Origin of the sequence: Flavobacterium sp., assembly GCF_035299005.1 — a bacterium.
In the GTDB taxonomy this organism is placed as follows: Bacteria; Bacteroidota; Bacteroidia; order Flavobacteriales; family Flavobacteriaceae; genus Flavobacterium.
On sequence record NZ_DATGXL010000015.1, the window covers coordinates 36,521 to 52,167 of the forward strand.

The 15,647-nt window shown below is 30.2% G+C and carries 18 protein-coding genes; 4 read left to right on the forward strand and 14 right to left on the reverse strand.

The window, feature by feature from the left end; translation table 11 throughout:
- Positions 1-30: 30 nt before the first annotated feature.
- Positions 31-609, forward strand: a complete 579-nt coding sequence (locus VK164_RS11675) for a YdeI/OmpD-associated family protein (protein WP_324209525.1) — start codon at positions 31-33, stop codon at positions 607-609.
- Between the two features lie 52 nt (positions 610-661).
- Here the strand turns inward: VK164_RS11675 and yajC are convergent, their stop codons facing one another.
- From yajC to VK164_RS11695, 4 genes are all read right to left on the reverse strand, one after another.
- On the reverse strand, positions 662-931 hold the full coding sequence (gene yajC / locus VK164_RS11680; RefSeq protein WP_324209526.1) for a preprotein translocase subunit YajC: 270 nt from the start codon (positions 929-931) through the stop codon (positions 662-664).
- A 9-nt stretch (positions 932-940) separates the two neighbouring features.
- Positions 941-1,417, reverse strand: a complete 477-nt coding sequence (locus tag VK164_RS11685; protein ID WP_324209527.1) for a DUF1573 domain-containing protein — start codon at positions 1,415-1,417, stop codon at positions 941-943.
- An 11-nt stretch (positions 1,418-1,428) separates the two neighbouring features.
- Positions 1,429-2,370, reverse strand: coding sequence for a transcription antitermination factor NusB (gene nusB, locus VK164_RS11690; protein WP_414655552.1), 942 nt, complete (start codon positions 2,368-2,370; stop codon positions 1,429-1,431).
- An 83-nt stretch (positions 2,371-2,453) separates the two neighbouring features.
- Positions 2,454-3,557 carry a Glu/Leu/Phe/Val dehydrogenase dimerization domain-containing protein gene (locus VK164_RS11695; RefSeq protein WP_324209528.1) on the reverse strand — a complete coding sequence of 368 codons (1,104 nt, stop codon included), beginning with the start codon at positions 3,555-3,557 and terminating at the stop codon, positions 2,454-2,456.
- Positions 3,558-3,750: 193 nt separating this feature from the next.
- Between VK164_RS11695 and VK164_RS11700 the strand changes: the two genes are divergently transcribed.
- Positions 3,751-5,517 (forward strand): ABC transporter ATP-binding protein, encoded by a 1,767-nt coding sequence (locus VK164_RS11700; RefSeq protein ID WP_324209529.1) that lies wholly within the window; start codon positions 3,751-3,753, stop codon positions 5,515-5,517.
- A 69-nt stretch (positions 5,518-5,586) separates the two neighbouring features.
- Positions 5,587-5,961 (forward strand): PUR family DNA/RNA-binding protein, encoded by a 375-nt coding sequence (locus tag VK164_RS11705; RefSeq protein ID WP_166236775.1) that lies wholly within the window; start codon positions 5,587-5,589, stop codon positions 5,959-5,961.
- A gap of 35 nt (positions 5,962-5,996) precedes the next feature.
- Here the strand turns inward: VK164_RS11705 and VK164_RS11710 are convergent, their stop codons facing one another.
- From VK164_RS11710 to VK164_RS11755, 10 genes are all read right to left on the reverse strand, one after another.
- Positions 5,997-6,578: a tRNA-(ms[2]io[6]A)-hydroxylase gene (locus VK164_RS11710; protein WP_324209530.1), complete on the reverse strand. Its 582-nt coding sequence runs from the start codon at positions 6,576-6,578 to the stop codon at positions 5,997-5,999.
- A gap of 102 nt (positions 6,579-6,680) precedes the next feature.
- Positions 6,681-7,730 carry an o-succinylbenzoate synthase gene (locus tag VK164_RS11715; RefSeq protein WP_324209531.1) on the reverse strand — a complete coding sequence of 350 codons (1,050 nt, stop codon included), beginning with the start codon at positions 7,728-7,730 and terminating at the stop codon, positions 6,681-6,683.
- 39 nt (positions 7,731-7,769) lie between these two features.
- A complete protein-coding gene (locus VK164_RS11720; RefSeq protein ID WP_324209532.1) occupies positions 7,770-8,333 on the reverse strand; it encodes a TPM domain-containing protein in 564 nt (187 codons plus the stop codon).
- Between the two features lie 14 nt (positions 8,334-8,347).
- Complete coding sequence (locus VK164_RS11725) at positions 8,348-9,544, reverse strand: tetratricopeptide repeat protein (RefSeq protein ID WP_324209533.1); 1,197 nt, start codon at positions 9,542-9,544, stop codon at positions 8,348-8,350.
- 41 nt (positions 9,545-9,585) lie between these two features.
- Entirely contained in the window at positions 9,586-10,263 is a 678-nt protein-coding gene (locus VK164_RS11730) for a metal-dependent hydrolase (RefSeq protein ID WP_324209534.1), read from the reverse strand.
- A gap of 17 nt (positions 10,264-10,280) precedes the next feature.
- Positions 10,281-11,177: a 1,4-dihydroxy-2-naphthoate octaprenyltransferase gene (gene menA / locus VK164_RS11735; RefSeq protein WP_324209535.1), complete on the reverse strand. Its 897-nt coding sequence runs from the start codon at positions 11,175-11,177 to the stop codon at positions 10,281-10,283.
- A gap of 64 nt (positions 11,178-11,241) precedes the next feature.
- Complete coding sequence (locus VK164_RS11740; protein ID WP_324209536.1) at positions 11,242-11,457, reverse strand: hypothetical protein; 216 nt, start codon at positions 11,455-11,457, stop codon at positions 11,242-11,244.
- Positions 11,458-11,474: 17 nt separating this feature from the next.
- The gene (locus VK164_RS11745; protein WP_324209537.1) at positions 11,475-12,980 is read right to left on the reverse strand and encodes a PH domain-containing protein; all 1,506 of its coding nucleotides are present in this window, start codon (positions 12,978-12,980) and stop codon (positions 11,475-11,477) included.
- On the reverse strand, positions 12,973-13,545 hold the full coding sequence (locus VK164_RS11750) for a PH domain-containing protein (RefSeq protein WP_324209538.1): 573 nt from the start codon (positions 13,543-13,545) through the stop codon (positions 12,973-12,975). Before VK164_RS11750 ends, VK164_RS11745 begins: the two co-directional genes overlap by 8 nt.
- Positions 13,546-13,584: 39 nt before the next feature.
- Positions 13,585-14,424 carry a 1,4-dihydroxy-2-naphthoyl-CoA synthase gene (locus VK164_RS11755; RefSeq protein ID WP_166236766.1) on the reverse strand — a complete coding sequence of 280 codons (840 nt, stop codon included), beginning with the start codon at positions 14,422-14,424 and terminating at the stop codon, positions 13,585-13,587.
- A 101-nt stretch (positions 14,425-14,525) separates the two neighbouring features.
- Between VK164_RS11755 and VK164_RS11760 the strand changes: the two genes are divergently transcribed.
- Positions 14,526-15,644 carry a C1 family peptidase gene (locus VK164_RS11760; RefSeq protein ID WP_324209539.1) on the forward strand — a complete coding sequence of 373 codons (1,119 nt, stop codon included), beginning with the start codon at positions 14,526-14,528 and terminating at the stop codon, positions 15,642-15,644.
- The last annotated feature ends 3 nt before the right edge of the window (positions 15,645-15,647 follow it).

Below are 15,647 nucleotides of genomic sequence, written 5' to 3' on the forward strand. Positions count from 1 at the left end.
TATTATTTTTGAAATAATTAAATTAGGTATATGTTAGAAAAAGAAAATAAATGGAATAAAACCAACCAATGGGCTGAAGAAATTGAGCTTTTACATAACATCATTAAAAAAACATCACTTATAGAAACTACTAAATGGGGAGGTCCTGTTTATACTCACAAAAGTAAAAATGTAGTCGGTGTTGGTGGCTTCAAATCTTATTTTGGCATATGGTTTTACAATGGAGTTTTTTTAACAGACGAAAAAAAACTATTGATTAATGCTAATGAAGAAAACACAAAATCATTACGTCAAATGCGATTCAAATCAATAAATGAAATAGATGAAAAATTGATTTTATCCTACATTTATGAGGCAATTGAAATTGAAGATAAAGGGTTGACGATTCCAAAAGAAAAAAAAGAAACCATCATTCCTGAAATTCTTCAAAAAGAATTAGACAATAATTTAGAATTAAAAACAAAATTTAATGCATTTTCTCCCTATAAACAAAGAGAATTTATTGAACACATTACATCAGCCAAACAAGAAAAAACACAACTTGCTCGCCTAGAAAAAACTCTTTCAATGATATTTGAAGGAAAAGGATTAAACGACAAATACAGATAAAAAAAAGCCGAATTTCAATTGAAGTTCGGCTTTTTTTATAATTATATTTAGCTTATTTAGCAGCTAATTTTGCACTTAATTCAGATGAAATAGCTGATTTTTCCATTTTAATTTTTCCAGCCATTGTTTCAATTACCACTGTATCTTCTGTCATTTCAGCAATTTTACCATGAATTCCTGATTTAGTAATAATTTTATCTCCTACTTTCAATCCGTTTTCAAAAGCTTTCTCTTTTTTTGCTCTTTGTTGTTGTGGTCTTATTAATAAAAAATAAAACACAGCAATCATTAGAACAAGTTGCATTATTAAAGTTGCATTCATATACTTAAATTATTTATTTGTTGCGGCAATTCCCGCTTTTGGTGTTACGTTTGCCTTGATTTTAAATGTTTCATGACCATTTTCTGTATTGGTCGTTAATGTTACTGTTTTTTCTTGTGCTCCAGGCTTACCTTGAGAGTTAAAAGAAACTTTTATTGGCGCAGAATCTCCTGGTTTAATAGGATCTTTTGGTGGTTGCGGTACAGTACATCCACAACTTCCTTTAGCTTCAGCAATTACTAAATCCGCTTCACCATCATTTGTTACAATGAATTCTGTTTCTACTTTATCACCTTCGTTAATAGTTCCAAAGTCATGAACCAGTTTATCTAGTTTTACTTTTGGTAATTTTCCACCTAATGCTTTTTCAGCCTCAAGTGCTTTCATGTCAGCATCAGTAATTTTATCAGCTGCACTCTCTTGTTTGCATGAAGTAGTCATTAAAACCACTGAAAGGGCTAAAAACCCAATTGATTTTTTCATCATAATTTTAAATTTTATAATAAACCTCTACCCGATTTTTTTAATTTCCCGTCTTGGGTGAATTCTTTGACTAAGTTGTCTAAAATTCCGTTGATAAAAATACTACTTTTTGGTGTAGAATATTCTTTTGCAATCTCTAAATATTCATTAATTGTAACTTTTGCAGGAATTGATGGAAATTTTAACAATTCACAAATAGCCATTTTTAAGATAATTGTATCGATTTCTGCAATACGTTCAACATCCCAATTTGGTGTTTTATCAATATACTCTTTTGATAATTCAACTTCGTTTAAAACTGTTTTTCTAAATAGGTTTTTCACAAAATCTTTATCATCTTCATCCTTATAGACTTTAGGAACAACCAAAGTATCATCAACCGACTTTAATTGTTTAATTTGTTTTAAAATCAAAGTATTAATTCCTGGCAAATCATCAACCCAAGTTAATTTATAATCTTCCAAATAGTCGTATAATTTATCACTTGGAGCTATCACTTCAGTATATAAATCAGCTATAAAATATTTATCATCATCAAAGCTACCTAGAGGTTTTTGCATGTATTTTTGATACAATTCACTAGCTTTAATCGATTCAATTAGCATTAAAATAATATCGTCATTTTGTTTCCAATTGTTAATTTTTCGATCCTCTAATGCTTCTTCTAATGCTTCAGATTCGGCCAATAACGTTAAAACTTTATTTTGAACAAATTTTAAACTTGGATTGCGTTCTTCTTTAGTAGCTAAATGTTTTTTTGAAGCTAATTCCATGTAAATTTCTTCTTTCTTTTTGATTTCAATAAGTGCTGAAAGCAATAAAAGATACAAGTCTTGTGTGTTTTCGATACTTTGAAATAAGAATTTTTCTTCTTTATCTAAATTATCAGATTGGTGTTGATGCATAGCATAGATACTTTGCATTACTTTTACGCGGATATGTCTTCTGTTTAACATACTAATTAAGAACTTTATAAAATTAAGAGAGCGAAAGAATAACTCCTTTCGCTCTGCAAAAATACAATTTTATTTAAAACGAATTACTTGTTTAATCCATTTTTTGTATCATCAATACGCTTTTGCGCCATTGAAAAAGCTGCTTGATGTGTTGTAATATTATTATCGTCAGCAAATTTGAAAATCTCTAATGCTGTATTATAAATGTTTTCTGTTTTTTGCATCACTTGCTCTCTTGACCAATTTACAATTTCAGAATACACATTGATAACTCCACCGGCATTAATTAAGAAATCTGGTGCATATAAAATACCTTTTTCTTTCAAAATTTTTCCATGAACTGCCTCATTTGCTAACTGATTATTTGCTGCTCCTGCAATAATTGAAGCTTTAATTTTATCAATTGTATTATCATTAATTGTAGCACCTAAAGCACAAGGCGCATAAATATCTACATCTGCACTATATAAATCTGAACCTGTAAATATTTTGGCACCATATTTAGCACCGATTTGATGCACTCTATCTTCGTTAATATCCGTAACTGTTACAATTGCTCCACTTTCAGTTAAATGTTGCACTAACACTTCACCTACGTGACCAATTCCTTGTACTAATACTTTTTTACCTTCTAAATTATCTGAGCCAAATTTATATTTTGCAGCAGCTTTCATCCCCATAAACACACCATAAGCAGTAACTGGTGATGGATTTCCAGAACCTCCTTTTTCAACAGAAATTCCAGCAACATGTTTTGTTACTTCACTAACAATATCCATATCTTTAGTTTCCATACCAACATCTTCTGCAGTAATATATTTTCCTGATAATGAATCTACATACTGACCGAACTTAGTCATCAATTCAGGTGTTTTTTGTGTTTTAGCATCTCCAATGATAACTGCTTTTCCTCCACCTAAATTTAATCCAGAAATCGAATTTTTAAAAGACATTCCACGCGATAAACGCAAAACATCATTTAATGCTTCCCACTCATTTGTATAATTCCACATTCTAGTTCCACCTAATGCTGGTCCTAAAACTGTGTTATGAATTCCAATAATTGCTTTTAATCCTGTATCTTTGTCGTGACAAAATACAACTTGTTCATGACCATCAAAAGAAACTTGACCAAAAACTGGGTCTACTTTATGAAGCTCATTAGCTTTTAATAAATCTGCTGTCATGTGATTTGATTTGGGTTGAAAATTATTCAATATTTGATTACAATATTACGGATAATTTTAAAATGAATTAAAAAATTATGTATTTTTTAATAATTTAGCAATGAAATGTTATAAAAAAGAATAATACTTCATTATCAATACATTAGCTTTTTAATGGATTTGATAAGAAAATGTTATGACATATAAAAATACTATGAAAGAATTACAATATTTAAACAAATATTTTATCAAATATAAATATCGCTTCTTGTTGGGCTTATTTATAACCATTATCGCACAAATATTTTCTTTATTTACTCCAGAGCTTATTGGAAACTCTATAAAAGTGATTGAAGATTTTGTAAAATCAACACATAAAGATGTTGATCTATTAAAATATTCTTTACTAAAAAACATTCTTTACATTCTGGCAACCACAATTATAGCTGGTTTTTTTACTTTTCTAATGCGTCAAACCCTCATTGTAATGTCTCGCTACGTTGAATTTGATTTGAAAAATGAAATTTTTAATCATTATCAAAATTTAACACAAAGTTTTTACAAGCGAAACCGAACAGGCGATTTGATGAATCGAATTAGTGAAGATGTAGGTAAAGTAAGAATGTATGTAGGACCTGCCGTTATGTACTCTTTAAATACTATTATGCGATTTACAATTGTGGTAGTGTATATGTATAATATTTCGCCAAAGCTTACCTTATATTCTTTACTTCCACTACCTTTATTATCGTATAGTATTTTCAAAATCAGTTCTGAAATTCATAAGAGAAGTGGTGCTTTTCAACAAAATTTATCCAATTTATTTTCATTTACACAAGAAATATTTTCTGGAGTGCGAGTAATAAAGGCTTATGCAATTGAAAATAAAAAGCAAAATGATTTTTTTGAATTAACAAAAGAAAGTAAGTCTAAGGCAATGGATTTGGCTAAAGTGAACTCACTATTTGGTCCGTTAATGATTTTACTTATTGGCTTGAGTAATTTAGTGGTAGTCTATGTAGGTGGTTCCATGTACATTAACAATGATCCTGAAATAGAAAGTATTGGTGTAATTGCTCAATTTATTTTATACATTAATATGTTGACTTGGCCAGTAGCCTCATTAGGCTGGGTTTCCTCTTTAGTTCAAGAAGCAGAAGCATCTCAAAAGCGAATTAATGAGTTTCTAAAAGAAGAACCAGAAATTAAAAATACCACTAATGAACATTCTAAAATTGAAGGAGCGATAGCTTTTAATAACGTTTCATTTGTTTATGAAGATACAAACATCAAAGCTTTAGAAAATATTTCATTTACTATCGAAAAAGGGAAAACTTTAGCAATATTAGGAAAAACAGGTTCAGGAAAGTCAACAATACTATCCTTAATCAGTCGCCTATACGATGTAAATGAAGGCTCAATTACCATTGACAATCAACCCATAAAAAATGTAAACTTGTATGACTTAAGAAATCAAATTAGCGTGGTACCACAAGATGCATTTTTATTTTCAGATAGCATAAAAAACAACATCAAATTTGGCAATGAAAACGCTACAGATACCGAAGTAATTGAAGCCGCTAAAAAAGCAGTTGTTCATGATAATATTATTACTTTTAATGAACAATATGAAACTATCTTAGGAGAAAGAGGCATAACGCTTTCGGGTGGACAAAAACAACGCGTTTCGATTGCTAGAGCATTAATTAAGAATGCGCCTATTTTACTGTTAGATGATTGTTTAAGTGCAGTAGATACTGAAACTGAAGAGGTTATTTTAAACAACCTTTTAGACTATTGCAAAGATAAAACAACTATTATTGTGAGCCACAGGGTTTCTTCAGCAAAAAATGCCGATATGATTTTAATTCTAGAAGACGGCAAAATAATAGAACAAGGCACTCATAATCAACTATTAGAAAGTAATGGTTATTATAAAGAATTGTATATAAAACAACTTTCAGAAAAAGAAATTAACTAAACTATTGTTTTATACATTTTTTTTTTAGATTTTTGATTCGCTATAACTAATTAATTTGACAGTAGGATTATGAGAGAAAATGAAATGTTAGAAAAAGAAGATATTTTTTCTAAAGTATTGCGAGCAGGAAGAAGAACATATTTCTTTGATGTAAGAGCAACAAAAGCAGACGATTACTACATTACAATTACAGAAAGTAAAAAATTTACAGAAGAAGACGGTTCTTTTCATTTTAAGAAACACAAAATTTATTTATACAAAGAAGATTTTGCCGCTTTCAGAGAAATTTTAGATGAAATGGTTGATTTTGTTTTAGACCAAAAAGGTGAAGAAGTAATTTCTGAAAGACATCAGAAAGATTTTAAAAGAGAAAACTATGCTGAAAATACTGAAGAAGTAAAATCAGCCGAAAGTTTTACAAATATTGATTTTGACGATATTTAATCAAAAAGCCCTGAAATTCAGGGCTTTTTTTTATACTATCCATGTATTGTTTCCGTTTTACCATAACTCTGAATGATTTTTGCTTCAAAATCTAACCATTCCTCCCAACGCTTTTTAACATCGTAACCTTCTTCTGCTAAATCATGGGCAAATTGCAAGAAAGAAGTATAGTGACCCGCTTCACTAATCATTAATTCTTTGTAAAAAACAGCTAATTCCTCATCTTTAATATTATCTGAAAGCACTTTGAAGCGTTCACAACTTCTTGCTTCAATCATAGCTGCAAATAACATGCGCTCCACAATCAAATGCTTGCGATTTCCTGGCTTCATAAACTTGAATAAATCATTTACATAACTATCCTTGCGTTCGCGTCCCAAAACCCATCCTCTTGCTTTAATAATTTCATGTACTTGTTCAAAATGATCCATTTCCTCTTTAGCTATTTTAGTTAACTCAGTGGTTACTTCAGTAAATTCTGGTAACAAATTAATAAGCATAATAGCATTTGAAGAAGCTTTTAATTCACACCAAGCATGGTCAGTTAAAATTTCTTCTAGATTTCCTTCAGCAATATTTGCCCATCTTGGGTCGGTTGGCAATTTTAAACGAAACATTTTTTTTAAGTTAAAAGTTAATAGTTAAAAGAAAAAAGTTTGTTTTTGATTGACTTTAAATCTGATACTAATAACAAAATTATGAATACAAAATTAAGAAGATTAAAGTTCTAATCCTATATTAGAAATGTCCCACTTTTTTTCTTGATTGTATTGAATTTTTCCATTTTCAATTTCTAATGGACAATCAAAATTATTAGTATATAAACTTCCCGTTCCTAATCCTTGAGGTAATGGATTTTGCAAAATATATGTAAATTGAGTAATCGCATTTAAGCCAATATTACTCTCCAAAGCTGATGTAATCCACCATCCAATATTATACTTTTCAGCTATAGAAATCCACTCCAAAACACCATTAAATCCACCCACTAAACTTGGCTTTAAAATAATATATTGTGGCTGAATTTTAACCAATAATTCTTCTTTTTTATCCCGTCCAAATACACCAATCAGTTCTTCATCCAACGCAATAGGAAAAGGAGCGCTTTTACACAGTTCTGCCATCTTGTCAGTATTGTTTTTTTGAATAGGTTGCTCTATACTATGTAATTCAAATCCAGATAATTGATTTAATTTATATAAAGCCTCACTTAAACAAAAAGCGCCATTAGCATCAACTCGAATTTCAATCGTTTTTGCATCAAAATTTTGGCGAATAAACCGTAATAAACCCAATTCTTTTTCAAAATCTATGGCACCAATTTTTAATTTTATACAGGTAAATCCCTGCACTAATTTTTCCTCAATTTGAGCTTTCATAAACGACTCATCTCCCATCCAAACCAAACCATTAATTTGCATGCTTTTTTTACCTTGAGTAAAATCAGATGGAAACAAATCAAAAGGCGTTTTTGAACCCAAAGAACGGAAAGCTGTTTCAACCCCAAACTGAATAGATGGGAATTCGATTAGCGTTTCTAAAAGTTGTTTTTCACCTAAATGAATATTATGACAAACCCATTGTAATTTTTCTTCATAATCGGGTCTATCATCTATAGAAAGTGTTCGTAAAATACCACATTCTCCTATTCCAATTTTTCCGTTTTCTTCTAAAATTATGAACCAAGTTTCTTTCTCAGTCATCACACCTCGAGAAGTGCCACTCGGTCTTTTGAAATTGAGAATGTATTTTTTATAAGTTGCTTTCATATCTATTTTTGGTTCTTTTAATCTGAGAATATCACAATTTTATAGTCGTTCTCTAAGTAACTCTATAATTTTTAACAATCCAGCTTGGGTTCCTTCAAAATATTTTTCTTTTTTGAAATATGGAAAAAATTGATTTTGAAGAATTTCTGCTGTTTCATCGTCTGATAAAACTGGAACAATTCCATCTCCGTTTTGAATTCTTATTTGTCTATATCCTTTAGAAATAGCAATTAAAATTCCATTCGATTTTTCTTTTTTACCAACACCCCATGTTTTAGCAATATGCAATGATAAATCCTCAAATTTATTTTTAGAAACTTTTATTGTATCAATGGTTACAATAGCGATTTCAACCGTTGTTTCATTTTCAAAATCAGCTATGATTTGATTCAATTTAGTCTCTTCATCCTTAGAAAAAATAGCTTCATAATCATTTGTCCAATTAATAGGTTTAGGTAATTTATTCCAAAACAATTGTCTATATAACTCTATAGATTTTGTTTTTAAACTATCATCTTTAGTAGCAGTATTATGATCTTGCGCTTTGATTGAAAAAGATAAAAGTGAAATTATAATTAGAAAACCTATTTTTATTCTAGACATTGACTTTGAATTATTTATTCTAAAACTCTCAAAATTTTCTTGAAATTATCGTTTGGCAATCCTTTTTTTTCAAAATCTAAAAAATCAGCCTTAGTTTGTGAAATCCATGTTTTTCCATTTGACAAACTCTCATGGGCATATTTTTTATGAATGTCCTTTGCTTCAGAAATTCTATCCGTAAACAGATAAACATGTGCTAAATTCAACTGAAAATGAATTTCTGAAGGATTCAACTTTAAACCTTTGTTATAAGTTTCTTCTGCTTTGGTGAATTGTTTTGAAAATAAGTAATAATCCCCTAAAATACGATAATCAATGTAAGTTGCTCTATTCTTAACCATCATTTCTGTAGAAATAATAGTAATCGCTTCTTCATAATTTCCTTTTTGAAAAGCAGTAAATGATTTTTCACGAATAATATCGTAATAGGCTTTTAGTTCGCCTGTACTTTTCAAACTTTCTTCGGTTAACTTATCAATTGCATTATTTTTCTCCACAGTTAACAATTGCAAAAAATCTCTATAAGTAAACTTTTTTGCCATATTTTCGATAAAAACTGCATAGAATTGGTCTTTTTTAGTCAATTTAGACACAACTGGAAGTTTCTTAGCAATTGTAAGAATTTCATTTTTAGTCGTTTTATCCCAACCTCTACTTGCTTTATAGTCTACCCAAGGCACCACTTCTAAAACAATTTTTTGATTCATTAACCAATTTTGGCTTTCAAATCCAAACCATAAATTAGGCAAATTGGTCAAACATAATGAAGAAGACGAAATTAATTTTGCTTCTTTATTTACTTTTTCTTTTTGCTCAAAACAAGCTTTGTCTGTTTTTCCATCTTTTAAAAAAACATTTGCAGCGTTTGCTTCTTGAAATAAAGCATATGTACATTTATCATCACCAGAAATAGCTGATGTTAATTGAATAGCGCCAGCAGTTCCTTGGCTAATTCCAGTTGGATCTGGAATTGCTTTTAAAACTGACACTAAACTAGATGTCAACTTTTGACCTTCATCTAAAAGTGTGATTCGGTACACAAATTCTGTTGTCCCAACTGGTAGATCTTCAGTTTTTATTAATGCTCGCTTTCCTGCAGAAAGGCTTATTTCTTTTGTTGTAGCTCTTTCTTTATCCCAAAAACCATCTGTCTGAGCATAAAAAGTAGCCGAAAATAGTAAGGCTGATACGGTAAATAAAATTTTGTTCATTTTAATTTTTAATAGATAAATACAATTTGGATGCCAAAGGTTTACAATTCGATACTTTGTCCGATTTCTAACAACATTAAGTCTTTACCTTTGTCGAAAAATTTACGTTTAGCGTCTTCATGATTGATTTCAATATAACCAAAAGTATCGAAATGGTAGCCTAATACTTTGTCACATTGCACAAAATCGGAAGCAATTATAGCATCTTCAACATCCATTGTAAAATTACTTCCAATAGGTAAAATCGCTAAATCTAACTTGGTTCGCATAGGAATAAGTTTCATATCCATTGTTAAAGCTGTATCTCCAGCAATATAAATATTTTTATGTTCACCTTCTATAACGAATCCCCCTGGTTGTCCGCCATAGCTTCCATCAGGGAATGACGAAGTGTGATGTGCGATTACATATTTTACTGTTCCAAACTCGAAATCCCAACTACCTCCGTGATTCATAGGATGATAATTAAGACCTTTATTTCCAAAATGCGAAGCTATTTCATAATTAGATACAATTACTGCGTCTGTTCGCTTAGCAATAGCCTCTGCGTCTAAAATATGATCTTGATGAGCATGTGTTAATAAAATAAAATCAGCTTCTAACGTATTAATATCAATATGGGAAGCTTTTGGATTTCCTGAAATAAATGGATCGACTAAAATGTGAACATCATTTACTGTAATTCCAATACAAGCGTGTCCGTAAAATGTGATTTTCATAGTTTTTATTTTAGTGATTAGTTTAGAAAGATTAAAGCTATGCAAAACAATATACTTAAAGCAAATGTTCCAAGCGCTACTTTTTTAAGTTCTGGATCGAAGTCTTCGTATTTTTTTGATTTTCTTACTTTTTCAAGATGCTTTAAAAAGAAAATAAAAACAAAAAAACTGAAAAATATTTGTTTACTAATTCCAATTGAAAATATAAATAGTAAAACAAATGGAATCACAATTAATAAATGCTGATATATCCTAGCTTTTTCTAACCCCATTTTTACAACCAATGTATTTTTTCCAGCGATTGTATCATTTTCAATATCGCGCATATTGTTTAAATTCAACACTGCTACACTTAATAATCCGATGGCTGATGCGGGTAAAAACAATTTCCAATCGATAAAATGTGTAAACAAAAAATTAGAACCAATAACTGAAACTAACCCAAAGAAAATAAACACAAATACATCGCCAAAACCGCTGTAACCATAGGCACTTTTTCCAACGGTATATTTAATGGCAGCTCCAATTGAACCAATTCCTAACAATATGAAAATCAAACTTAGTGCAAAATTTTCTTTTCCGAATGCAACGTAAATTAACAATAACGCTATAATAAAAGTGAAAATTGCGGTAATAATAACTGCTTTTTTCATTTGCTCAGCGGTGATTATTCCTGCAGCAACTAAACGTTTTTCACCTATTCTGTTAGCATCTGTTCCTTTTACACCATCTCCATAATCGTTTGCATAATTGGACAATACTTGTAAACCTAAAGTAGTTAACAATGCTAAAACCACAATTCTCCAATCGGAAAATCCTTGATAATTAGCATAGGCACTTCCCACAATTATTCCAGAAACGGAAAGTGGTAAGGTTCGTAATCTTGCGGCTTGTATCCATGGTTTTATGTTCATTCTTACTTTGCGATTTGTATTGTTAATATTACAATTTGAATAACTAATGATAGAAATAAAATTTTTATTTTTCGAACTTCCTTGAAGAAATTAAAACAAAAGTCATAATTGGTAATACAAAAATTAAAAGTATTAATGGTAACCAAAGTATTTCTGCAATTATACCAATAAATTTATTTTCATAAACATTAATATTGTTTGTTAGAATCCAAAAAAACATGACTAATAAACTAACAAAAAAAATAACAATGTCAATAGTTGGTTTTTTATCTTCTTCCATGGTTTTAATCTATATATTTACATCCAATTCTCATCCGAAGTTTCTACTTGAAACAACCAAAGATTGACTAGTTTTTTAATTTCAGTATAATTTCCCGTTGAAAAACTAATAGTTCCACCAGCAGTAGACAAAGTTACTGAACCAATATTTGTTCCTTTTTGCCAAAAGAACTGCTGCGTTGTAATTGCCTGAATTTTATATGGTTCCACAATATTATTTTCAATGTCCCATGCACCATTCTGTTTTATTATAAAATCATTTGAGACAAAAAGTTTGTAATTTTTATAAGAAAACCAAAGTAATAAACCTGAAAAAAAGATGAAAATTGAAGCGTACAAAATCCATTCTTTCCAAGTAATGATATTAGTATTTTGCGTTACTATTAGCGAAATTAATAGTGGTAAAATAAGTAAAAACAATGAATTTACTGCTAACTTTCTCCAATTAGGTAAATATAATTCTTCTTTCGTTGGAAGTTTTCTGTATAGTAAATTTAAAATAGCATCACGCTCGTCAGCTGTGCATCCAGGCACTTCAATTTTGTCTTTTTCTTTAACTTTTTCTACATCACTTGAAGCTTGGTGAACTTCAATTGTTGTAACATCAAATTTTTTCTGAAAATAGTTTTGTGTAATCTTGATTTTTTGGACCTTATTGGGATTCAACAATGTGTTTTTTGTAGAAATCAACCCATAAGTTAAAATAATTGCTTGTTTGCTCTTTTGAATCGTAAAATTAAAATATTTAATAACAGTTCTAACCAAATTAACAACCAATACTAATCCGACAATACTTCCTAGAACAATTGCTATTGAAGTTAGCATTGGTAATTTATCTAAATAACTCGTTACTTTATCTTCATTAATTACTTCATTTTGAGAAAATTGCTGTAAATTTTCCATAATAGTAGTAAAAAACAGAAATAACAGCGCAAAACTTTTTACATAATTTGAAGTAAATCCAATTTTTATTAAACTTAGTAACCCAATTTTAATAAATGAAGTTGGTGTATTTTCCTCATGAATTGTTTCAACTATTTTGCTCTTTTCAAGTTGTGAATGATTAATCAATCGCTCTTTCAATATAGTAGCTAAATCATGGGAAATTGCACTTATTGAAGCTTCTTTTTTATCGCTTCCTGCAGTATCAATTTCTAATTTATACACACCAACTAATCGCTGAATTAAACTTTGATTAATGCTTACTTGTTGAATTTTATGCAATTGAATGGTTATTCGGGTTTTATTTAAAACACCTTTTTGAATTACAAATTCATTCGATTCATCATCAATATGAAAGGTGAAAAAATAATATTGTAAATATGAAATTAAAGCAATAATTAGAATAACAACAGTAATTCCTCCAAAAACAAAAAACTTATTGAGTGTTTCAATCTTTACAATCCAAATTAATAATATAGGCCAAAATGCACGAACCGATTTTTGCAATGTATTGGCAAACATTACTACAATCCCAGGAAGTGACTGTCGTTGGGGTTGTGAAAAATCAGCTAATTTACTCATTAGAATCTGTATTTACTGGTGCTATAGGTTCAATCTCAATTGTTTCTGATGTTGGATTTATTTTTTGAGAAACCAAATTTTTAATTTTTTGAGCTTCTTCTAGTAATAATCCGGGTATTTTTAAATCAGAACTGCTTCCACCTGCAGTAAACAACTCTACTGAAGCTAACCCTAATTTCCGAGAGATAAATCCTTGATGTAAGGCTACATGTTGTACCCTATTAAATGGTATAATTGTGGTAGTTTCAGAAATCAAACCTGATTTATAAATCGCATCATGTGTGCGAAAAGCATATCCAATTTTTTTAAAACTTTTTTTTGTAAAGAAAACTATTAATCCTAACAATAAGAGAAGTGCAACAAATATGCTCCCCCATATTTTAGTAGAAAAAACATCATTTTTAACCACAAAGACTGTTGCAAAACCACCTAAAATCAATATTATAAGCAACGAAAAATTAAACAACATCACTTTTAAATAATTGGGATGCAATCTATTCAACTGTATTTCCTCAAACTTAGGTAATTCGTTAATTTCTATGGTCTCGTTTATAAAATTTGTCATTCTATTTTTCTTTATCTAATTTCAAAATTCTGACTTTTCTTAAGGTAAATACTTCTTTTCAAAGTTTGGCTTACGCTTTTCTAAGAAAGCGTCTCTACCTTCTTTAGCTTCATCGGTCATATAGGCTAAACGAGTAGCTTCACCTGCAAAAACTTGCTGCCCCACCATTCCATCATCAGTTAAATTCATGGCAAATTTTAGCATTTTAATTGATGTTGGTGATTTGGCTAAAATTTCTTGTGCCCATTCATATGCAGTATCTTCTAATTCTGCATGAGGAATTACAGCATTTACCATTCCCATTTCAAAAGCGTCTTGAGCAGAGTAATTTCTACCTAAAAAGAAGATTTCTCTGGCTTTCTTTTGTCCCACCATTTTTGCTAAATAAGCCGAACCATAGCCACCATCAAAACTAGTAACATCGGCATCGGTTTGTTTAAAAATAGCGTGTTCTTTGCTCGCCAACGTTAAATCACAAACCACATGAAGTGAATGACCGCCACCAACTGCCCAACCAGGAACAACGCAAATTACTGCTTTTGGCATAAAACGAATCATACGCTGTACTTCTAATATATTTAATCTATGATAACCATCTTCACCTACATACCCTTGATGACCTCGAGCTTTTTGATCGCCACCACTGCAAAAACTCCAAATGCCGTCTTTTGAACTTGGTCCTTCAGCAGATAGCAATACTACTCCTATTGATGTATCTTCTTGAGCATCATAAAAAGCTTCGATCAATTCTTTAGTTGTTTTTGGGCGAAATGCATTACGCACATCAGGTCTATTAAATGCTATTCTGGCAACGCCATTACATTTTTTATACGTTATATCTTCAAATTCTTTTGCGGTTACCCAATTAATTGTACTCATAGTATTATAATATATTCAATTGAAATTGTTTGTTAAAACTAAATTTCAGTAAAAATAAATCATTTTTTGCATTATATTGCAAGTCCAAAACAATTACTCATATGAAAAATATATATATCGGATTTCTATTCGCTTCTGGTCTATTTAGTGCATCAGCTCAAAACTATGAATTTCAAGATGTTATTAACGTAGAACGCCTACCTGTAATCTCTCAAGACATCACTGGAACGTGTTGGAGTTTCTCAACTTCTTCATTTTTGGAGTCCGAAATTATTCGTTTAACGGGTAGACAAATTGACCTTTCCGAAATGTTCCAAGCCAGAACGACCTATATGGCTAAGGCAGAAAACTATGTTATGCGCCAAGGAAAAGCAAATTTTAGTGAAGGTGCTTTAGCTCATGATGTTTTAAATAGTGTTACTAAATATGGTTTGGTTCCAAATAGCGTTTTTGATGGTTTGAATGACGGCGAATCAAAACACAATCATGCAGAAATGGTAGCAGTACTTGAAGCGATGCTAAAGACATATGTTGAAAATCCAGCGAAAAAATTATCACCAAATTGGAAACAAGCAATTAATGCTGTCTTGGATATTTATTTAGGAAGTATACCTACTAAATTTGAATTTGAAGGTAAAAATTATACTTCAAAATCTTTTGCAGAATTCGCTAAAATTAAACCCGAAAATTATGTAACAATAACTTCGTTTACACATGAAGCAAATTACAAACCGTTTATTTTAAACATTCCTGATAATTTTTCAAACGGAAGTATGTACAACTTACCATTAGATGAATTTATTGCAAACATAGACAATGCACTGGCAAACGGCTATTCACTTTCGTTAGATTGTGATGTTTCGGAAGCAACTTTTTCAGGAAAATATGGTATAGCATTTATACCAGAAAAAGAAGAAGACACTAAAACTGGTTTAGCCGAAATTATTACTGAAAAAAATATAACTCCTGAATTCCGCCAGCAAGAATTTGAAAATCTTTCTACAACAGACGATCATTTAATGCACATTGTTGGAAAAGTAAAAGACCAAAAAGGAAATGTGTATTATAAAGTAAAAAACTCTTGGGGCAGTGATGATAAAAAAGTAGCAAATGGAGGATATGTATATATGAGTGTTGCTTATATTAAATTAAAAGCCATCTCAGTTTTGGTACACAAAGACGGTTTAGATAAAAAAACAAAGAAAGAATTAAAATTATAATAG